General features: G+C 54.3%; 12 protein-coding genes. 4 read left to right on the top strand and 8 right to left on the bottom strand.

Annotation, left to right across the window (positions count from 1 at the left end; all coding sequences use genetic code 11):
• Positions 1-27: 27 nt before the first annotated feature.
• Entirely contained in the window at positions 28-1,788 is a 1,761-nt protein-coding gene (locus BCF53_RS11475) for an ABC transporter ATP-binding protein (RefSeq protein ID WP_132701878.1), read from the bottom strand.
• Positions 1,785-3,530 carry an ABC transporter transmembrane domain-containing protein gene (locus BCF53_RS11470; protein ID WP_132701877.1) on the bottom strand — a complete coding sequence of 582 codons (1,746 nt, stop codon included), beginning with the start codon at positions 3,528-3,530 and terminating at the stop codon, positions 1,785-1,787. The genes BCF53_RS11475 and BCF53_RS11470 overlap by 4 nt, the downstream gene beginning before the upstream one ends.
• Before the next feature lie 21 nt (positions 3,531-3,551).
• On the opposite strand from BCF53_RS11470, the gene BCF53_RS11465 reads away from it, so the two are divergent.
• Both BCF53_RS11465 and BCF53_RS11460 read left to right on the top strand, forming a co-directional pair.
• Positions 3,552-4,034: a universal stress protein gene (locus tag BCF53_RS11465; protein ID WP_132701876.1), complete on the top strand. Its 483-nt coding sequence runs from the start codon at positions 3,552-3,554 to the stop codon at positions 4,032-4,034.
• Positions 4,031-5,107, top strand: a complete 1,077-nt coding sequence (locus BCF53_RS11460) for a GGDEF domain-containing protein (protein ID WP_132701875.1) — start codon at positions 4,031-4,033, stop codon at positions 5,105-5,107. Before BCF53_RS11465 ends, BCF53_RS11460 begins: the two co-directional genes overlap by 4 nt.
• A gap of 62 nt (positions 5,108-5,169) precedes the next feature.
• Here BCF53_RS11460 and BCF53_RS11455 read toward each other — a convergent pair whose 3' ends face one another.
• Both BCF53_RS11455 and BCF53_RS11450 read right to left on the bottom strand, forming a co-directional pair.
• Entirely contained in the window at positions 5,170-9,831 is a 4,662-nt protein-coding gene (locus BCF53_RS11455) for a translocation/assembly module TamB domain-containing protein (protein ID WP_132701874.1), read from the bottom strand.
• On the bottom strand, positions 9,831-11,594 hold the full coding sequence (locus BCF53_RS11450; protein ID WP_132701873.1) for an autotransporter assembly complex protein TamA: 1,764 nt from the start codon (positions 11,592-11,594) through the stop codon (positions 9,831-9,833). The genes BCF53_RS11455 and BCF53_RS11450 overlap by 1 nt, the downstream gene beginning before the upstream one ends.
• Before the next feature lie 151 nt (positions 11,595-11,745).
• Between BCF53_RS11450 and BCF53_RS11445 the strand changes: the two genes are divergently transcribed.
• The gene (locus BCF53_RS11445; RefSeq protein WP_132701872.1) at positions 11,746-12,021 is read left to right on the top strand and encodes a PA4642 family protein; all 276 of its coding nucleotides are present in this window, start codon (positions 11,746-11,748) and stop codon (positions 12,019-12,021) included.
• Between the two features lie 133 nt (positions 12,022-12,154).
• Here the strand turns inward: BCF53_RS11445 and radA are convergent, their stop codons facing one another.
• Entirely contained in the window at positions 12,155-13,540 is a 1,386-nt protein-coding gene (radA, locus tag BCF53_RS11440) for a DNA repair protein RadA (protein WP_132701871.1), read from the bottom strand.
• Positions 13,541-13,649: 109 nt separating this feature from the next.
• Here radA and BCF53_RS11435 point away from each other — a divergent pair, with 109 nt between their 5' ends.
• Positions 13,650-14,033, top strand: a complete 384-nt coding sequence (locus tag BCF53_RS11435; RefSeq protein ID WP_132701870.1) for a YacL family protein — start codon at positions 13,650-13,652, stop codon at positions 14,031-14,033.
• Between the two features lie 55 nt (positions 14,034-14,088).
• On the opposite strand, the gene BCF53_RS11430 is transcribed toward BCF53_RS11435, so the two are convergent.
• From BCF53_RS11430 to BCF53_RS11420, 3 genes are all read right to left on the bottom strand, one after another.
• A complete protein-coding gene (locus BCF53_RS11430; RefSeq protein WP_132701869.1) occupies positions 14,089-16,953 on the bottom strand; it encodes a M16 family metallopeptidase in 2,865 nt (954 codons plus the stop codon).
• A 754-nt stretch (positions 16,954-17,707) separates the two neighbouring features.
• On the bottom strand, positions 17,708-18,637 hold the full coding sequence (locus BCF53_RS11425) for a carbohydrate kinase family protein (RefSeq protein ID WP_132701868.1): 930 nt from the start codon (positions 18,635-18,637) through the stop codon (positions 17,708-17,710).
• A 32-nt stretch (positions 18,638-18,669) separates the two neighbouring features.
• The gene (locus BCF53_RS11420; RefSeq protein WP_165901898.1) at positions 18,670-20,157 is read right to left on the bottom strand and encodes a glycoside hydrolase family 32 protein; all 1,488 of its coding nucleotides are present in this window, start codon (positions 20,155-20,157) and stop codon (positions 18,670-18,672) included.
• Positions 20,158-20,186 lie beyond the last annotated feature (29 nt).

The following is a 20,186-nucleotide window of genomic DNA, read 5'->3' as shown; positions in this document are numbered from 1 at the left end:
AAGCCCGGCGCGTAATTCAAGCGACGTTTAACTGTCGCTGTGCTCCATGGCTTCGCAAGGGTCCTGCTGCTGTTGCAACTGATACATGTGCTTGTACAGCCCTTCCTCTCGCAGCAGTTCACGGTGTGTACCACGCTGCTTAATTTCACCCTGATGCAGCACCACCAGCTGATCGGCATCGATCACCGTACTTAAGCGGTGAGCGATGGCGATCATGGTGATCTTGCCGCGCAGCGTCATCAGCGATTTCTGAATCAGTGCCTCGGTGTGGCTGTCGATGTTGGCGGTGGCTTCATCGAGAATCAGAATCTGCGGTTTACGCGCCAGCGTTCGTGCCAGGCTGAGCAGCTGACGCTGACCGGCACTCAGGTTTTTGCCGCGCTCGGCCAGTACGGTCTGGTAGCCCTGCGGCATGTTCAGAATCGACTCATGCAACTGCGCCTGTTTTGCGGCTTGCTCGACTTCGGCATCGGAGATATCCAGCTCCAGACGGATGTTGTCGGCAATGCTGCCGCCGAAGATGAACGGGTCTTGCTGCACCATACCAATCATTCGGGTACGGTCAGTTTTGCTGATGTCGCGAATATCGACACCGCCGATTTGAATGCTGCCGAACTCCAGCCGGTAGAAGTTCATCAGCAGCGCCATCAGCGAGCTTTTGCCGGAACCGGTATGACCGACAATGCCGATGAATTTGCCGGGCTCAATGGCAAAGTGAATGTCGTGCAAGACGTCATTCTTACCGTTGTAGCTGAACCGGTCGATATCAAACTCGATCCGCGTGGATGCGGGCTGCAGCGGCTCGGCTGGCACCGGCTCTGGCGTTTCATCGAGCAGTTTGAACACCCGACTGGCCGAAACCAGCGCCTGCTGCGCCATGTTCAGGCGCGAGGTCATGTCGATCAGCGGCTCGGTGACATTGCCCAGATAATTGATGAAGGCGTAGATGACACCAATTTCCACCGCGCCGTGGCTGTTCAGTTCAATCAGACCAAAGCTGAACAGCAGCGCCGCCAACAACAGCATGTAGATGAAGTCGACCAGTGCGCGCAGCAAAAAGCCATCGATGATGATGTTCTGGATCTTCGCCCGGTAATGATCGGTGCTGGTTTTACTGAACGCCTTGCTGAACGCCTGTTGCTGGTTCATCAGCTGAATCACCGACATGCCTTCAATGCTTTCATTCAGACGGGCGTTGATGTCGCTGAGCAGGCTTCGCACGCGCTGGAACACCGGCGTCGACAGCTTCTGGTAGGTAAACATCAGCACCAGCACCACCGGAATGAGCATGGCGCAGATCCACATGAGGCGCAGGTCTAGAAACGCCATGGCGATAAGAATACCGATCACCCGAACGGTATTCTGCGCGAACACCGAAATCACGTTGACGTACAGGTCTTTAATGGCTTCGGTATCGTTGGTGATACGGCTGATCAGGCTGCCGGTGGCGATCTTGTCGAAGTACGCCATGGGCAATTGCAGTACCCGCTCAAACACCTCTTCACGCAGCGTCTGAATCACGTTCAGTGCCACCCGGTTAAAGCGCAGCGCCTGCATGAAGAACGCGGTTGCACCCACCAGCTGGCTGACCACGTAGGCCAGTGCCAGCAGGCCGATGTCAGCGGCAACCCAGTTGCCCGGCGTCAGGTAGCTGTCGATAAACACCTTGATCAGATACGGCCCGAGCACACTGGCCACGGTGGCCAGCAACAGCAGCAAAAAGGCCTGGATCAGGGTGCGGCGGTAGACGGCGGCATAGCCGAGCAGGCGGGTAAAAGTCTGTTTCATCGGCCTTCCTCCACCGCGCGTTCGAGTTGCTGATAATCAAACATCTGCCGGTACCAGCCGCTTTCGGCCAGCAGGCTGGTGTGTGTACCGCGTTCAATGATGTGCCCGTGCTGCAGCACAATGGTTTTATCGGCCTGCTCGACAGCCGACAAGCGGTGGCAGACCACCAGCGTGGTTTTATCGGCACGCGCCTGTTGCAGGTGCGCCAGGATGGCGGCTTCGGTTTTCACATCGACCGCCGAAAGCGCATCGTCGAGCACCAGAATGGGCGCGTTCTGCAACAGCGCCCGGGCAATGGCGATGCGCTGTTTCTGACCGCCGGAAAGGGTAATGCCGCGCTCGCCGACTTCGGTTAAATAGCCATCTTTAAAGCCGGCAATGTCGTCGTGCACCTGGGCAATCTTCGCCACCGCTTCGATCTCTGCCTGCGTGGCCTCTGGCCGGGCCAGTGCAATGTTCTCAGCGATGGTGGCTGAAAACAGAAACGGCGTTTGCGGCACCGTGGCAATATGGCGGCGCAGGTTATCGAGCGTAAAGTGGCGAATGTCGCGCTCATCAATCAGGATTTTCGCCTCGTCACCCTCCAGCTGACGCAGCAGCAGGCTGATCAGGGTCGATTTACCGGCACCGGTATGGCCGACAATGCCCAGCATCTGCCCGGCTTCGAGCGACAGGTTAATATCTTCCAGCACCGGCGGCTGGCCTTCACCATAGCTGAAGCGGTGAATAGCAAAGGTAATGCTCGGAAAGGCCTGTTGGCTGAAGGAGCCGGTATCGGCAATATCCGGCGCTATGGCGAGCAGTTCCTTGATGCGCGCATAGGCCGCCTGACCCCGCTCCACCAAGTTCAGTAACCAGCCAATGGCAAACATCGGCCAGATCATATAACCCAGATAGAGCGTAAAGCTGGTCAGCTGACCCAGCGTGAGCCGCTGCAGATAAATCAGATAGGCGCCACCGGCAACGCTCAGCAGAAACGAAAAACCGACGCCGAGCTGAATGGCCGGGTCGTACTTGCTATCGGTGCGGGCCACGCGCTGGTTGGCCAGATTGGCCTGCCTGGCGATGGCGTTGAACTGCCCCTGCTCAACCGCCTCGCGGCCATAGGCACGGGTCAGGCGCAGCGCAGAAATACTCTCCTGCACATCGTCGTTTAAATCTGAAAAGCGCGCCTGGGCATCGGCAAAGGAATGATGCAGCTCTTTACCAAAGCGCCACATGAAGTAGCCGACAATCGGCCACGGGATCAGCGCCACCAGCGTCAGCGGCAGAGAGATAAACAGCGTCATCACGCACAGCACCAGAATACCGGTCAGGGCCCCGTCGAACAGCGCCAGCACCGCCTCTCCGGCGGTTTGCTCCACGGCCTGAATATCGTTGGTGGCGCGGGCCATTAGATCGCCAGTGGTCATCTGTTGATAAAACGCCGGAGACTGCCGGGTTAGATGGCGGAAAATCTTCTGGCGCAGCTCATTGGCCAGGGTATAGCTGGCCCCAAACAGCGCTACCCGCCAGAGCACGCGCAGCAGGTAGCTGGCCAGCGCTACACCGGCAATAATACCGACATGCTGCAGCAGGAACTCGCGGGTCAGGCTGCCATCAGCCAGAGCATCAACAATCTTACCGATCATCCACGGCGGCACCATGGTGGCAAAGCCAACGCCGATCAACGCAAGCACGGCTAAACCATAGCGCCGATACTCCTGGCGGAAGAACCACATTAAATCCAAGAAAATACGCAAAGGGCCCCCTCGGTGCGCGATATGGCAGAAATACCGGCTGTTGCTAAACTGAAGCTTACAACCGGGTCGATGGTGGAATACATCATGTACAAAACAATAGTGGCACCTGTCGATATTAGCGAAGTGCCGATGAGCGAGCGCATACTAGCAAAAGCACTGTTCCATTTGCAGTACAGTGATTGCATTGTTCACCTGTTGGCGATTGCACCTGAAAGCACCGGCGCAGAACAGACAGACGAGCTTTCCATTGCACTGATGGGCTTTGTGGCTGAACACATCGCCGCCCATGCGGGAAAAGAAGATCACGTTAAGCTGGTGGTTAAAAAAGGCGCCCCGGCCGATCAGATTCTGGCCTATTCACGCGAGGTTAATGCAGACCTGATTATTCTGGGCAGACACCGCACCGCAGGAAGCCAGCTCGGCAGGCCCGCTCTGGGTAGCACGACGGTTAAGGTTTCCAGCCAGGCAGAAGCAGACATCAGCATAATTAAGAAGGTGGAATGATCCCGATAATTTTACCGGAGCAAAATCTGGAAAAACGCTCAGTATCCGGCGGCTACCTTTACGTTCTGGCCTGGCTGATTATCGGCCTGATGACCGACTATATTGACGAACACCCGATTATCTACAGTGTGGCCATGGCCATGCTGCTGGGCTTTTCACTCAGCCGCTTATGGGCCAAGCTTTCCAGCGGCAAGCAGACTCATTACGACAAACCCGGCTGGCAGCGACTGCTGATTGCCAATGCCATCGGCCCGGCACTGGTGTATGGCATTCTGTTCGCCTTTGCCATGCTGCATATCGAGCACCATGAGCTGTTCATTTACCTGTTTATGATCAACATCGCCCTGCTCAGTGGCGGCACCGTAACCTACTCGCCAAACCGCTTACTGGCTAACTATTACCTGTTGGCCATAGCCCTGCCGGCACTGGTGGTGGCCTTAACCCGGCCACAGGAGCGCGGCGTGGAAGGCATGATGATGGTGCTGTATATGTTTTTTAACTTGCACATGATCCGACTGCTCAATAAGGAATACCAGGAACGGATTGCCCAGAAAAAGTCGCTGGAAGAGCTGGCCCGCAAAGACAGCCTGACCGGCCTGTTTAACCGCCGCTTCTTTGATGAAACCATGCACCTGTGCTGGGCCAAGCATCAGCGCAGGCAAGCATCGCTGGCGCTGCTGATACTCGATATCGACAACTTCAAAAGCATCAACGATATCTACGGCCACCCGGTGGGTGACGAAGTTATCAGGAAGGTCGCTGCAACCATTGGCAAGAATTTCCAGCGCGAGATCGACATCATCGCGCGCATTGGTGGTGAAGAGTTCGCCGTGCTGGTGCAGGAAACCAGCTTTGAACAAACCCGCGAACTGGCCGAATCGATCTGCCGGCAGATTGCCGATAACAGTATTGATACCGATCAGGGCCCGGCCAGTGTTACGGTCAGCATCGGTCTGGCCTACGCTCAGCCACGCCAGGGCTTTGATCAGGAAGATTTCTACAAGCTGGCCGATGACTGCCTTTATCAGGCCAAAGATCAGGGCAAGAATCAGGTGGTTGCGAAAAGCATCTAACAACTAGCAACTAGTATCTAGTATCTAGTATCTAGTATCTAGCATCTCACATCTCACATCCTTCAATAATCCCAAGACCAATTCAGCTCAATCCCGTTTTCATCGAACTGACCAAACTCTCCCTGGGTATAGAATTCCAGATAAACCTTTTTGGTCAGCTTATATTGCAGGCTGCTGCGGAACTCCTGATCAGAGCCCACACCCTGTTCAATTTCCAGATAGAGAAAATCATTGATGTACTTACCGGCGCTGACGTTAAAGGTGAGGTTGCCATCGTCATCAGAGTCGGTATCGATCACCAGCGTATCCAGCGACAGGTCATCACGCGCCTGAGCGACGATATCCAGCCCGGAATCACCGGTGCGTAACTTATTCAGTGCGTTGGCCAGCTGAATGGCCTGCACCACGCTCATCTCCTCAATACTTTCCCCGAACAGCAACAGCGCCAGCAGCTCATCCTGACCGTCGGTGGTATCGGAGGTCAGCGACAGCGACAGCTCATTCTGATTGCCGGTGATCTCAAGCGTCACATCGAGATCATCGCTGCTGTATTCACCCTGAATGTCCAGCGTAATCAGGTTGTTCTGCAGCTGCACCTGGCCCTCGGTCAGGGTAAACACCTTGCCGAAGCCGACATAGGTACCGCGCACCAGCTCAAACTGACCGGCCAGCACCGGGTTATAGAGATCGCCGGAAACGGAAAATTCACCGGAAAGCTCAGCATTAATGCCCTGCCCGTAAAGGTTGGCGCGCTGATCGGCCTGCAGAGTGACATCCCACTCGCCCTGCGGCCAATAGAAGCGCTGCGTATTGAGGTCGTCACCGTATTGTTCAGCGGTCACAATATTCAGCTGCGGCGCGCCATCCCACAACAGCGTGTCGGTTTGCATATTGAATTGCGGCACCACCAGATCACCGGACACCAGCAGGCTGTGGTAGGACCCAATCACCTTAATGTCGCCGGAAAGAATGGCGTCCATCTGCGCCTGATTAATCAGCTTGGCGTTATCCAGCGAGGCGGTCACCGAAATGGCGTGCGCCAGCATGTCGGATTCACTCTGGAAGAAATCAACGGTGCCGGCTATCAGCATCAGGCCATTGGCGGCATCGGTGGCACTGCCCGATACCTTCAGCTGCTTATCTTCAGCATGCAGCACCAGGCCGATATCTGAAATACGGGTGCCATAGCTGGCGTGTTCGTATGCGCCCTTGATCCAGGCGATTTCACCGTCGAGATACGGATTGTTCAGTGAACCGGTCAGCGTAATATCACCGCCCAGGGTGCCACTGACTTTCTGATCCGGCTGGTTGATAAAGAACGGGTCGAGCACGGTCAGCGGAGTGTTCACCGCCAGGCGCATTTCCATGGGCTTGCTCAGCAGTTCATCCTTCCAGCTGCTGAGGCTGGCCACCGGGCTTTTGGCTCCGGCTTTGACCCTTACCTGACCACGGCTGAGCAGGCTGGCTTCCAGCTGGTATTCATTGTTTTTCGTCACCAGTGTCGATTGCAGGCTGATCGGCCAGCTGCTGGTTTGCCAGTTCAAGCGGCCGTTGAGATCCGGCGCGGTCAGATCACCACTGGCGGTCAGCTCTACCCTGGCCTGACCGTTGCCCAGTGCAGAATCTGGCCACCAATAGCGGGTATCGGTGAAGTCGGCCACCAGCCGCACGGTGCCGTTTGTGTCTTTCCCTTCACCGGCAACGGTCAGCGTCAGTGCGCCGGGAATGGCAACATTGGTATCCGAGATACGCCAGCCATCGGCATCACTCTGCAACAGCAGGCCAGACGTAAAATCATGCGCCAGATAGCGGCCCCGGGCGTTAATCTGCGCGTTCACCGTGGGCTTGCTGACCTCGCCGGAGAGCAGAATATCGGCATTCAGCTCGCCACTCATCTGATCCGGGAAGATATCCACAAACAGATCAATCTGCGCAAACTGCAACGCCGTCACATCAACATTGCCGGTCAGCAGCTGGTTGCCACTAATCAGGCTGGCGCTGATGCTGGCATCGCCCCACTCGCCTTCAAACTGATGGTTAAGCTGGGTCTGCAGTTCACCTTCACCCAGCCAGCGCAGTTCGTAGGGTTGCTGTTGCAACAGGCCCTGGCTGTCGAGCTCACCCTGAACCTTCCAGCTGTCGAAGCGGTTATCGAGCTGCAGAGTGCCATTGAGCGAACCCTGCCAGGCATCGAGCCAGCGGAAATTCGGGTCGGTGCCGACAACCAGTTGCACCCAGGGCACCAGGTGCTTGGCATCCGGGGTGTTGGTTTCGATGGTCATGATGATCTCGTTATCATGCCAGTCGTAGCGGCCGGAAAGCACCCAGTCACCGGCGGCCCAGACGCCCTGAGCCTCGCTGATGACCATGTGATGGGTATCCAGATAATTGAGATCGGCATCGAGCACAAACGGCTGCTGATCAATCTGCCCGCGCGAGCTGAGGTTACCCACCAGCACCGGCTCGACAATGCTGCCGGAAATGGCCATATCGGCGCTGAAGTCGAGATCCATGTTCTCCGGCAGCTGCCTTTCATTGCCGGTGAATTCACGCGTCAGCAACGGCAGGTAGCGGTTGTTGATGGAATCGGCCTGCACGCGGCCGTCGAGCTGCAGCGCGTAAGGCTCAAATAACCCCGTGTATTGCCAGCGACCGGTAAGCCAGCTGGCATCAAATTTTGTGATGTTCCACTCAAGGTTGGTGGTCGGCTCAACCGCCAGATCCAGCTCCAGGTATTCATCAAACCAGCGGCCAACAAACTTGCTCTCGGTCGCCACCGCCGGCCGGGTCCAGGGGCCGGTAACATCGGTATGGCCGGTCATATTGCCGTGCAGGGTTTGCAATATGGATGGCCAGACCGGGAACCATTGCGGCAACACATCGAGCGGCAGCTGGGTGTGATCCAGGTGCAGATCCAGCTCTTGCGCTGACCAATCGACACCGCCGTTAGCAATCAGCTGGCTGCTGGCCAGTTTAATGCGGCTGTCACTGAAGCGGATGTGCCGGGCGTTGATTTCATCCAGATTCACCTCGGCCTCAATCGGCCAGCGCTGCCAGACGCCGTTAAAGTTCAACAGGCCCGCGATCGAGAATTGCTCGCCAACGCCACTGATATTCAGCTGGCCATCGCCGGCGCCATCGACCGTAACCGGGAAGTTAATGTTCAGCCGGTCAAAGATATCGGTATGCCATTCTGCGATATCCAGCCGTGCATTCCAGCGGTTATCTGCGACCTGCCAGGTTAAGTCGCCCTGCGTCTTCAGTACCGGCAAATTCAGGGAGACATCACTCAACGCCAACGTGCCATCCTGCCAGAGCGCCTGAATGTTGGCCTGCATTGCATCCTGCTGCCAGAAGCCTTCCAGCCGGGCATCGGCGGTCACGCTCGGGTTTTCAATAGCGCCGGTAATTTCACCACTGAGCGTGCCACTGGCCTGAACCCCGGCCAGCGCGGCCGGCAGTACCGAGCGGAACACCGGATCGGTACTCAGCTCGGCGTTGTAGCTCAGTTCCAGTTCATCGGTTATCCAGTCAACCACGCCGGTTGCCGAAATCTGATTATTGGCCAGTGTCAGTTCGGCCTGTTTCAGCGTCACCTTCTGCGCCGTGCGGCTACTGGTGACCTGCAAATCAAACGGCTGTTGACGCCACTGACCGCTGGCATCGAGCTGCGCATCCACCAGCGGACGCCGCCAGCCGCCCTGTACCCGCGCCTTGACCGAAGCCTGGCCCTGCAGATCACTGACCCCGATAAACTCAGCAAAAGGCTCAATGTTCCATTCGATGACGGTCACACTCAGGTCGGCGTTATCGTGGCTGATCCAGCCATCAAGGCTTGCCGGCTTTTCATCAAGCTCAACATTCAGCGGCAGGAACTGCATCTGCGCCTGCTCAATATCGTATTTCAGCTCACCACTGGAAGTGATCTGGTGGCTCTTCCAGGGCATCGCCCAATCGTCGATCAGCACACTGAGAAAGCCCGGTTCGCTGTAATCGATACGCAGGCTCCAGCGTGCGTCGACCGGCTCGGATAAGTCCCACTGCAGCCACTGCGACCATGCACTGCCGGCATTGGCACTCAGGCTACCGCTGAGCCGGAAGTAGTCGATGGCATCAGCAGAGAGCTCTGCCGCAAAGTAGTTGCCGTTCAAATTATCGGTCAGCGCCAGCAGAAAACGGGCCGGTATGGCCCCCCAGTTGAGCTCCAGCTGACCGCTCAGTTCCGACTGAAACGGCGGCAGCTCGGTGTGTTCAATACGCAGCTGGTCGACGCTGACGGCATCGATACGCACCGCCGGAATCTGCGGCCAGGCGCGGTACAGCTCGGCCAGCGTTTCGGCCGGCGTGGCGTTGGATTCACCGGTGCTCTTGTACACCGTTAACGCATCGAGCTGAATCTGGTTGAACCACCAGCGATGCTGCAGTGCGTAGCGCCAGTTCCAGTCAATTTGCAGGTCGCGCACCCGCAGCTTCGGCTGGTTATCGGCGTCACGAATCAGTACCTGCTCTACCCGCCACTGGCGCATAGAGGGCGAGCGGATGCCCTTCAGCTCAATATCGTTAGCGGTGGCAACATTGATCAGCTGCAGCGATTGCTTCACCACCGTAATACGGCCGCCTTCGGTACCAAAGGCAACCACCAACGCCAGCGTCATCAAAACCAGCAGAATCAGCAGAATTCGAAGCGTCGTAGTCCAGGTTTGGCGGGCAATTTTCCGTAGCATCAGAACGCCTGCCCCAAACTGACATAGACGATAAAGGATTCGTCTTCGTCACGCGGATTGAGCGGAAACGCCACATCCAGGCGGATCGGCGTGAAGCTGGTGTAGAAGCGAATGCCCGCGCCGGCGCCGGCATACCAGATATCCTGATTCAGCGGGTTAATCTCCTCGCTGACCGAGCCGACATCAAAGAAGGTCACCAAGCCCCAGGATTCACTCAAGCGAAAGCGCAGCTCGTTGTTGGAGATCCAGCGTTGGGTGGCACCGGCGATATCACCGGCATCGTCATCGTCGGCCTCGTACTTTTCTGCAAGCTCGATGGATTCGTAGGCATAGCCGCGAATCGAGGTGCTGCCACCGGCGGTTAGCCATTCCGACTCCGGAATGTTTTCCTGCGTGGAGCCAAAGTAATCGCCGTACCAGAGCGAGCTCCACTTCACGCGGTTGGCAATGGTCAGGCGCGGGTCAAGCTCGTAAAAGGTTTGCACACCAATACCGGTCAGCAGGAAGGGGGTGAAGTTATCGTCGATATCCCAGACCGGCTCCAGCTCGAACGACAGGCGATAGCCGGTTTCCGGGTCGAACGGGTCTTCGACGGTATCGTAGCGGTACAGCAGCGGCAGACGGATCTGGTGGTAGTTATCCCAGTCGCCATCGACATTCTCGTTCTCCTGACTGAAGCCAATACCGTACTCGTAATAGGATGTGCTGGAGGCCTGACGCTCCAGCGTGGTAGTGCTGGAAAGGGTGTAGGTCTCGTAGTCGGAAGTGTCGTGCTCGACGGTATTCTCCCAGTTCAGACGGTTACGGCGGTCAAAAAAGCTGGGAATGATGACTGTGGCGCTGGCGGTCTGGTTGGTTTCCTGCACCGACAGCTCCAGCTCCAGGCTTTGGGCACTGGAGAAGAGGTCGCGGTGCAACCAGCCGGCACCGGCAATAGGGCCGGCTTCGGTTTCCCAGCCGATCGAGGCAGAAAGCGTGCGCTTTTTCTTCTTGGTGAGCCGGAAGTTTACATCGACATTGCCATCTGCGGTGCGAATGGAGGTGGGCTTCACCCGGCTGTACAGGCCGACATCGAGCAGCGAAATAACCGCTGAATCCACCGAGCTGGCCTTGTAGCACTGACCGGGTTTAATACCACTGGAGCGCAGCAGAAACGACTGTTTGTCTTCATCTTCACCGGTGAAGCTGACGGTACCGAATTCGGCCGGGTCGGCAACATAGGCGACCAGCGTTAAAGCGCCACTGCGCTGAGCCTCATCGAGAACCACCTTATGGGATACATTGATGTTGTAATAACAGGCCTGATCTTCAATGTAGCTTTTCAGCTTGGTCTGCTGGCTGACCACATCGGTGGCAGACAGATCGTCGCCAACCTTCAGCGTTTGCCATTTATCATCCACCGGCTGGAAGTTACCTTCCAGCTCGATAGAACTGATGGTGAAGCGGTCACCGAGGATAATCTGATAGTCGGGCCTGGCCTCGCCTTCCGGCCATTCGGATTCGATGCTGGCCTGATAATAGCCGCGGCTTCTCAGCAGCAGGCGCAGGCGTTCTGTTTCCGCGCGGATCTGGCGGCTTTTTTCCAGGCTGATGCCAGACAGGTTTACCGAATCGCGATATTCGTTGAGCGTACGCACCAGCTCGCCCTGCAGCTCGAACTTGTAGGGTTTAACCGAGGTGTTCCAACGGCTGGCGGAAGCAAGTTCTTCCGCGGCAACGGACACAGCTGCAAAACAGAATATGCAAACAAGCAAGTTTTTCATGAATACAGATATTCTCGTTGTAACCCTTAACACCGGCTGAATGCGCCATCTTATTCTGCTTTGAACAGTCACTATGCTATTTGTTCATTTTACCCGAAAGAAGACCGTCATTATTATGACCTTCAATTTTATCAACGGATACTTACTCACAATGAAAAAAGATAAGTCCAGAGTTGAGGATGTACAATGGGGCGATGAGCAGCTTCGTGAATACCTGAACTTTAACACATATGACGGTACCGACCGAGATTTTCACTGCCTGTACCGAGCCTATACACGGATGGATGCCGCGGCCTTTGAAGCGTTTGTTGAACTGTTTAAATCCGAGAACCGGAATATCCATGCCACCAACCTGGAAGGCAAAACGCTGGCACAGATCGTGGCGACGCATGCCAAGGGTGGGGATTATTTGGCGGTGTTGGGGTAGGGGCTGGATAGTTAGATTCTAGATTCTAGATGCTAGTTACTAGATGCTAGTTACTAGATGCTGGATTCTAGTTACTAGATGCTAGATGCGGCTCAACTCTCGCATCTAACTATCTAGCATCTAGAATCTAATACTACCCCTCCCGAATCTGCTCCAGCGCCTCGGCCAAATTCTTCACCGGCACCACCTGAATACCCTCAATATTCTTACGCGGTTTATTGCCAATGGGCACAATAGCGCGGGTAAAGCCATGCTTGGCGGCTTCAACAATGCGCTCCTGACCATTCGGCACCGGGCGAACCTCGCCGTTCAGGCCAATCTCGCCAAACACCACCCAGTTCGATGAAATCGGCTTATCGCGCAGGCTGGAAAGAATCGCCAGCGTACTGGCGAGGTCGGCGGCGGTTTCATTAACCCGCACGCCACCCACCACATTGATGAACACATCCTGATCGCCGGTAAAAATACCGCCATGACGATTGAGGATGGCCAGCATCATGTTCAGCCGGTTGGTATCCAAACCTACAGCGACCCGACGCGGATGGCCCATGGTGGCGCTGTCGACCAGTGACTGGAACTCGATCAGCATCGGTCGCGTACCTTCCCAAACCACGGTCACCACCGAGCCGGGCGAATCCTCACCGGAACGGTTCAGAAAGATGGAACTGGGGTTCTTCACTTCCTTCAGGCCACTGTCGAGCATGGCAAACACGCCCAGCTCGTTCACCGCACCAAAGCGGTTTTTAATGGCACGCAGGGTACGGAAGCGGGAATCACCCGAACTTTCCAGCATCACCGAGGCATCGATCATGTGTTCAAGCACCTTGGGGCCGGCCAGAGAGCCGTCTTTGGTGACGTGCCCGACCAGAATCAGAATGGTGCCGGTCTGCTTGGCAAAGCGCGTCAGCCAGGCGGCCGATTCACGCACCTGGGCGACACTGCCGGGGGCCGATTCGATCCCCGGCGCGTGCATCACCTGAATGGAGTCGATCACCAGAATCTTCGGCTGCACCTCTTTAGCCACTTCAGTAATGGTTTCAACACTGGTTTCGGAGAGAATTTTCAGATCATCGCGCGGCAGGTTTAAACGCTGGGCGCGCATCGCCACCTGCTGCATGGATTCCTCACCGGTCACATACAGCACCGAAAACTGCTTCGCCATCACGCACAGGGTTTGCAGCAGCAACGTACTTTTACCGGCACCGGGGTGACCACCGATGAGCACCGCACTGCCCGCCACCAGGCCACCACCAAGCACACGGTCGAACTCGCTGATGCCGGTTTCCAGCCGTGCCTGCTCGTTCAGGTCGACCTCGCTCAACGCTTTAATGCTCGCCTTGGCACCGGCATAGCCGGCAAAGCGATCGCCCTGCGAAAAATCGGGCCGGCCAGCCGGAGCTTTGGACTCGCGAAATTCCTTCAGCGTGTTCCAATCCTTGCACTCACCGCACTGACCCTGCCACTTGCTGTAGTCCGCGCCGCAGCTGGTGCAGACAAATTGAATCTTCGCTTTCGCCACTGTAATTATATCCAGTTATTTTATCGAGTGATCTTTATACCGAATGCGCTCATTCAACACAAGGTAGCGTTCAGCACCGGCGGCGAATCGGTTACTATGCCGGCTTTTCATGCACAGCGAAGTTTACACAATGGATTACGAGTTCAGTTTCGATGACTTTGGCCAGCCGTTAGCCGAGTTTTCAATGGGCCATGAATTGTTTGGTCAATGGTTAAGCGATGAAATTGGCAGCAGTACAGAACGCTGTACGGCCTTAATCCATGAAATAGAGCAGCTGGAATTCAATAACCTCGGTGAGAAAACCCTGTTTGGCCAGCGGCTGACGCTGACGCTCAGCCCGCAGGATGCAATGATTGTGGGTGAAGAATACGATGATGCCGACCAGACATTCCTGCAAGACAATGGTCTGGAGCAACAGGAGCTGCAGGCTGAATGCGGCCTGCAGGATTTTAAAATCGCGGTTGTCGACTGGAAAGTATTTATTGGCGAGTAGCGCCCCGCCCAGGTGTACAGCATTATCTGCCCGCGCAAATACGGCTAAAGGCTTGCTAATACAGAAGAGCACCCTGCTCTTCTACCTCAACCTCGGAGCCTTCGGGCAGCAAGGTTGCATAGAGCGTATCGGGCGTTCGCAAAAAAACCTTAAAGGCATCATTCACTTTACTCACCTTCACATTGGTCATTGCAATACGGTACTTGTAGTCTTCTAAGATATAAGATCGCTCATGCAAACTGATATCTGCCAGGTTATCCAGCCATATCTTATTTCGGTTCATGTCCCGATCTCGCTGCTCAACCACTTGCTGTATCGCACTGGTAATAACTTCTGTTGAAAATCCCTGTTCTGCCGCCTTGGTTAAGGCTCTCCGTACCGCTGTGACCAGTTCATTGACCCGTTCAGGCTCACAATCAAATGAAATAGCAATGGTGTAATTACCCTCAGGAAACTCCGATATCGACTGGCCCACTGTAATTGCATAGGTGCCACTTAAATTCTCCCGAATTTCTTCCGTCAGTAAAATTTGCAAAGCGGATGTGCCAGCCTTGAAGACCTCCCTGCTGTAACTCTTCCAGGCATGCTGACCACGAAGCTCCATACGAACAGACGCTTTGTTCTCTGTACCTTCTTTCAGGTGGACTTCAAGGTGGCCTTTGGTTTGCTGATCTTCCCGATATTGCCAGGTTTCCTTTTCGGCAAAGGGCTCACCCGGAATCGAGGCAATATAGGTTTTCAACAGGCTTTCGATGCTGGCTTTATCAATGTCGCCCACAAAAACAAAGGTGAAGTCACCCACATCGCTAAAACGATCCTGATAAATTTCTACAGTGTCATCCAGGCTGTTGAAGTTCAGCGCCGTTGGGGAAAATACATTTACCGAGCGAGGGTTATGTTTATTGCTGGCTAAGTAAACGGCCTCCAGAAACCGCCAGGACGCCTTCATTTGCTGGCTATTCAAAGCAGCCCTCAGCTGATCCTTAATAAAATTATAATCCTGAGCGTTGACTCTTGGTTGCGTGAATTTAAGGTGTAAGAGTTGAAAGAAGGTTTCCAGGTCTTCATTTGTGGTCGACCCGGACAAAACCTCATGCGTTTCTGTTAAAGAGGTTTTCAAGTTAACGTTTTTATCAAGTAAAAAGCGCTGCAGTTGCGCGCTGCTGAAATCGCCAACGCCCATATAGTCGATGATCGCCCCGGCGTAAGGAGAGGCTCGGTACAGCTTGTCATCCAATTTGGATTGACCACCCTCGCTGCTTGCCTTCATCCAAATACCATATTCGGCAAACTTACGATCTTTCAGAATAACTCTGGCACCATTACTCAGACGCCAAAGGTGTGCGTCATAACGCTTTTCATAAAAGTAGTTAATGACCTTGCCCGGTTCCGGTATTTCGCTGATAAGCTGATCAATGGTTTCTGACTCGGTATAGGGCTCATACGACGCTGCCACCGCTTTCTTCCAGGCTTTTATGATCTGTTTTTTTGAGGGTATTGCATCCGCCTGGTCATCCGGGGCCCGCAAAAAGACCGATCGGTTATCGTTGTGGTAGAGCCATTCTTTGGCAACATCATTGATATCTTCAACAGTGATGTCATCCAACTGCGCCAACAGCATGGTTGCCAGATTTTTCTCACCGGCGTAGGGCGCCTCCAGTATCAGTTGGTCGAGCATAGCGTTATGCTTTTGCTTGAATGTCGACTGCCCATTGGCCTGGCTCTGAAGGGTATTTCGGTAGTGGCCACTGACGCGCTTAAATTCTTCTGCGCCAAAGCCATGTTGTGCAACCCGATAGGTTTCACTTAGCAGCTTTTTCATCACCTGCTCCAGCTGACTGCTGTTCGCGGTCGCCTGAATAGTCAGATTCGTTCTTAAACCTAAGCCATGAGCAAGCTGGACACCGGTTGAAGCGGCATCAAAGTCTGCAGTCCTTTGAACCTCGACAAGGCGCTGCGCCAAAAGACTATAGAACAGCTGGTTTTTTAACTGTTCAACCTTGCTCTTTAAGGTCGTTTCGGGTTTTCGCTTTTGATCAATTTTAAGAGTAATGCTGGCAGCCTGAGCTTCCGGGTCGGTTGCGATGCTAACCAGGGTTTCATGATGATCCGGAATACTCAAATAGGCGGCAGTTCGGGGGCTCTCCGCTGCCGGCAAAGCGGAGAAGTATTTCTTAATAAGACTTTCAATGTGCGCCTTATTAAAATCTCCCACCGCCAGAACCATCATATTCTGAGGCTGGTACCAGTCTTTATAAAACCGGATTAAGTCTTCACGAGAGCCATTCTGAATAACGTCAGGCTGGCCGATAGGCGCTCGCTGAGCATAGAGCGTATCTTTATAGTTAACGGCAAACTCCTGTTGCAGAAGGCGATAGTCTGGTGACTGCTTTATGCGCCACTCCTCCAGGATAACGCCCCGTTCCTTATCGACTTCCTGCGCATCAAAGCTCACCTTATGTGCCCAGTTTTCCAGCACTCTGAAGCTTTCTTCCAGAACAGCCGGATCATCCGTGGGCACCTTCAACCAATAGGTTGTGCGATCAAAATCTGTAATTGCACTTACGTCACCCCCAAAACTCATACCAACAGATGCGAAATACTTAATCAGCTCGTTCTTTGGAAAATCCTCGGTGCCATTAAACGCCATATGCTCAACGAAATGCGCAAGACCTTGCTGTTTTTCACTTTCATGGACAGAGCCAACATTCACCACCAGCCAGATAACACCGAGATTTTCCGGGCGACCGATATGCTCTACGGCGTAGGACAGACCGTTCTCCAATTTACCCGTAACTAACGCAGTGGAGGGCTCCAGGCGATCATCAAGGTGCCCGGCAAAGGCAAACCCAGTGACAAAGAAGGAGGCAGCAACGATTGCCGCCCTGACAAGGCCAACAGAGGAATAGGTGGTTTTCAAAACAAGTCCTTTTTACAGTAATAGACACGATGGTTTTGCGAGAAGGTTCTCAGCTAGTGGGCTATGCGTAAAGTTCGGTCACTAAGGAGCACAGTAGTTCAGTGAAGATCAAGGCGAAAAAGCGCTGGAATAGTGGCGCTATTTCAAGGTTTTTCAACGAATATCTTCGCTGAACTGCGAAGCGAACAATTACCTAACTTTGCGCATGGCCCACTAGATAACTCTGTCAGGCAAGCGTCAGTGCTGCTCTTTTATTGTTTTTATTTGCAGAAATTTAACGCAGTTTGGCCATGATTTTATTGATCTGAATGAGTGGCAAAGTCGCTTTTAACGGCCGTCATCAATTTAAGAGCGTTCACATTGCAAGCGCCGGTGTTTCAAAGCAGCCCACCTCGAATTAAATTCCATTTACTGGCACTCTAGGCTCATGACCGCGGGCAACTCGCCCCTAGAACACCCATTCACAATTTGACCAAAAGAAACACCGAATGACCGCGCAGGCTCAATAAACGCAGAGTCTGAAAAAAGAACTCACGCAGGCATGCCAGCTCCAGCTGAACTAATTTCCAATGCGGCCTGCAGGATTTTAGAATCGCGGTTGTCGACTGGAAAGTATTGATTGAAGACGCTGCACATTGATCGTTTCTGCTGGCGCTCTCATGCGAATCCGATCAGCCAGCAGAGAAAGCCAGCTTCGAGAACGTAACGTGGGGCTGGCTTCAGGCACCGCTACAATGCCTCGCCACCTCTAATTTCAAATGTCCGCCATTGACGGTAGCGAGGTAAACGCACCGGCATGCTGAACAGCATAAGCGCCACAGCGGGTCGCAAACCCGGCAACAGCACTGCAATCTGTGACGCCCATTGACGCTTGGTACAGTAATCCACCTGAAAAAGCATCACCCGCAGCGGTCGTGTCTACAACGTTAACACTGGGTGGCTGAATCTCAACGGAGGCAAATCGACTCACCGCCTTAAGGCGATGGCCTCCGTCCGTAATGTAAATAGCCTCAGCATTGCCGTCAAAACAATGCTCGGTCAGCGCCGTATCAGCATTTACAGAAAAGATCTCGTCGAGTTCTTCCCGGCTGATTTTGATGATGTTTGCGAGTTGCAGCATTTTCAAAATCGGGGCCTTATAGTTGCTGCCCTCCGGCCACAAGTTTTTACGCAGGTTCACGTCGAAACTGACGGTAAACTTTCCGCTGTGACTCAACTGCTCAATCCACTCCAGATGCACCGCGGCAATATGTGAATCAGTTAGGGTGTTAGAGCACACATGAATAATGCCGGGCCTTAAATCCTCAGCCTTTGGCAAGTCACCCAGCTCAATCAGAAGATCCGCACTTCGGTCCCGGTAAAACTCAAAACTACGCTCACCCTGGTCGTCCAGAGAGACAAAGGCCAGTGGTGTTTTGCCCTGATCGGTCGTCTTCAAATACTCAGTATTGACCGAATATTTCTCGAGTGCGTCGCGGCAGAAGCGGCCGAACTGATCATCGCCCACCTGGCCGATCATGTAAGACTCCGCTCCCAGTTTCGCGGCGGCGACAGCCGCGTTTGCCGGAGCTCCGCCCGGAAATTGATTAAATACCGGCAGCGCTAATGCACCGGAGACCGTCTGACCCACCTGTAAAAAATCGATCAGTAGCTCACCAAAGGCATAAATCGGTTTGTTCATCATAACATCGTCCAACTCTTCAACGTGCGATACGGTTAATCGGCCGCCAGGGAGACCGGCTCATCAGAACGGGCGCAATCCTCAGTCTGATCCGGCAGGTAAGCCTGTGTCACCTCAACTGGTCCGACGCACTCTAATGACGCAAGAGCAAACGGTTGCTCCGGAAACAGTTGACTGGTGAGCACCACACGACCATTAAGAGCAAAGACTTCCACACTGCAGCGATCCACAATGATGCGAAGATCTAAGACACTGTCATCGCCCAGCTCATGCAGAAGTGAAACGGTTTTAATCTGATTGAATATCGGATGAAAGTCAGAAGAAGCAATGCCCGTTCGGTCGAGGGTCAGTGTTTGGGCCTGAGCGGACCAGCTCAGACACAGTTCATCACCCTTTGCGTTGTTGAGTCGCAAAGTGGCATCCGTATGTTTCGCCCCGGTGACTTTAAATTCAATGGATTGCGCCAGCTCCGGATTTTGGATCGCCCAGGCTTGCGGTGACTGAACCCGGTAAGGCTCACTCAGCCGGGCATCAAACTCACGCACAACGCGTTGTTGCAACCGGGGCAGGCCATTAACCGTGACCAATGACAACTCTCTGGGCAATGACATCATTCCGCGCCAGTGATCAGCCGGCGTCACATTGGCGTAGGGCCAATAGTTCGCCCAGGCAATCCAGATATGTCGACCGTCGTTATCGAAGGTACCGTGGAAGCTTTGGGCGGCATAAAAATCGGCCCCGAAATCAACGATGTTGACCATTTCGCCGGGGGCGGTTTCAGCAAAGGTAAGACCATCAAAGTGACCGATGAAATACTGCATCGGCGGGAACGGTTTCTCTGCCGGTGTCACGCCGCTGATGAACAACACCCAATGCGACCGGCCGCTATCGTCGGTCATTTCAACCAGGTCAGGACATTCCCAGACCACCTCGTCGTGCCCCTGATACTTACCAAATTCACCGCAATACTCCCATTGCAGAAGGTTTCGGGAACGATAAAAGTTCACCTGTTGGCCAGCAACCACCACCATGATCCAGTGTTGGCTGGGCTGATGATAGAAAACCTTGGGGTCACGAAAGTCTTTAATTCCCGGGTTGGCTACGACCGGGTTATCTGCAATAGGCTGCCAGCTGTTGCCGCCATCACGGCTATAGGCCATGCATTGCTGCTGCAGCGGGTCCTGTTCTGGGCCCCGATCGAGATGAGTGGTATAGAACGCCAACAGTCCCTGATCATCCGTAAACAGACCGCTGAGGTTGTCCCGGTCGTGTATCGCTGAACCGGAAAAAGCTGCGCCCAAGGCCGCATCCGGCTGCAAAGCAACTGCATGATGCTGCCAATGCAGCAGATCCGCGCTGGTCGCGTGCCCCCAGTGCATAGGGCCCCATTGAGTACTCCCCGGATGATATTGATAGAAAAGATGGTAGACGCCGTTATGGTATAGGCATCCGTTAGGGTCGTTCATCCAGTTAGACGGTGGAGTGAAATGGACCTGTGGACGAAAACGATCATTAGAACTCATATAAATTACCTGTAACAAAACCTGAATGC

Origin of the sequence: Reinekea marinisedimentorum, assembly GCF_004341165.1 — a bacterium.
Lineage (GTDB): Bacteria > Pseudomonadota > Gammaproteobacteria > Pseudomonadales > Natronospirillaceae > Reinekea > Reinekea marinisedimentorum.
This window is presented reverse-complemented; position numbering and strand designations above follow the sequence as displayed.

What these genes read in the sequence shown, in the direction of transcription:
- BCF53_RS11475 (WP_132701878.1), bottom strand. Translation starts at nt 1,788, where the DNA reads ATGAAACAGACTTTTACCCGCCTGCTCGGCTATGCCGCCGTCTACCGC.
- BCF53_RS11465 (WP_132701876.1), top strand. Translation starts at nt 3,552, where the DNA reads ATGGCAGAAATACCGGCTGTTGCTAAACTGAAGCTTACAACCGGGTCG.
- BCF53_RS11460 (WP_132701875.1), top strand. Translation starts at nt 4,031, where the DNA reads ATGATCCCGATAATTTTACCGGAGCAAAATCTGGAAAAACGCTCAGTA.
- BCF53_RS11455 (WP_132701874.1), bottom strand. Translation starts at nt 9,831, where the DNA reads ATGCTACGGAAAATTGCCCGCCAAACCTGGACTACGACGCTTCGAATT.
- BCF53_RS11450 (WP_132701873.1), bottom strand. Translation starts at nt 11,594, where the DNA reads ATGAAAAACTTGCTTGTTTGCATATTCTGTTTTGCAGCTGTGTCCGTT.
- BCF53_RS11445 (WP_132701872.1), top strand. Translation starts at nt 11,746, where the DNA reads ATGAAAAAAGATAAGTCCAGAGTTGAGGATGTACAATGGGGCGATGAG.
- BCF53_RS11435 (WP_132701870.1), top strand. Translation starts at nt 13,650, where the DNA reads ATGCACAGCGAAGTTTACACAATGGATTACGAGTTCAGTTTCGATGAC.
- BCF53_RS11425 (WP_132701868.1), bottom strand. Translation starts at nt 18,637, where the DNA reads ATGATGAACAAACCGATTTATGCCTTTGGTGAGCTACTGATCGATTTT.
- BCF53_RS11420 (WP_165901898.1), bottom strand. Translation starts at nt 20,157, where the DNA reads ATGAGTTCTAATGATCGTTTTCGTCCACAGGTCCATTTCACTCCACCG.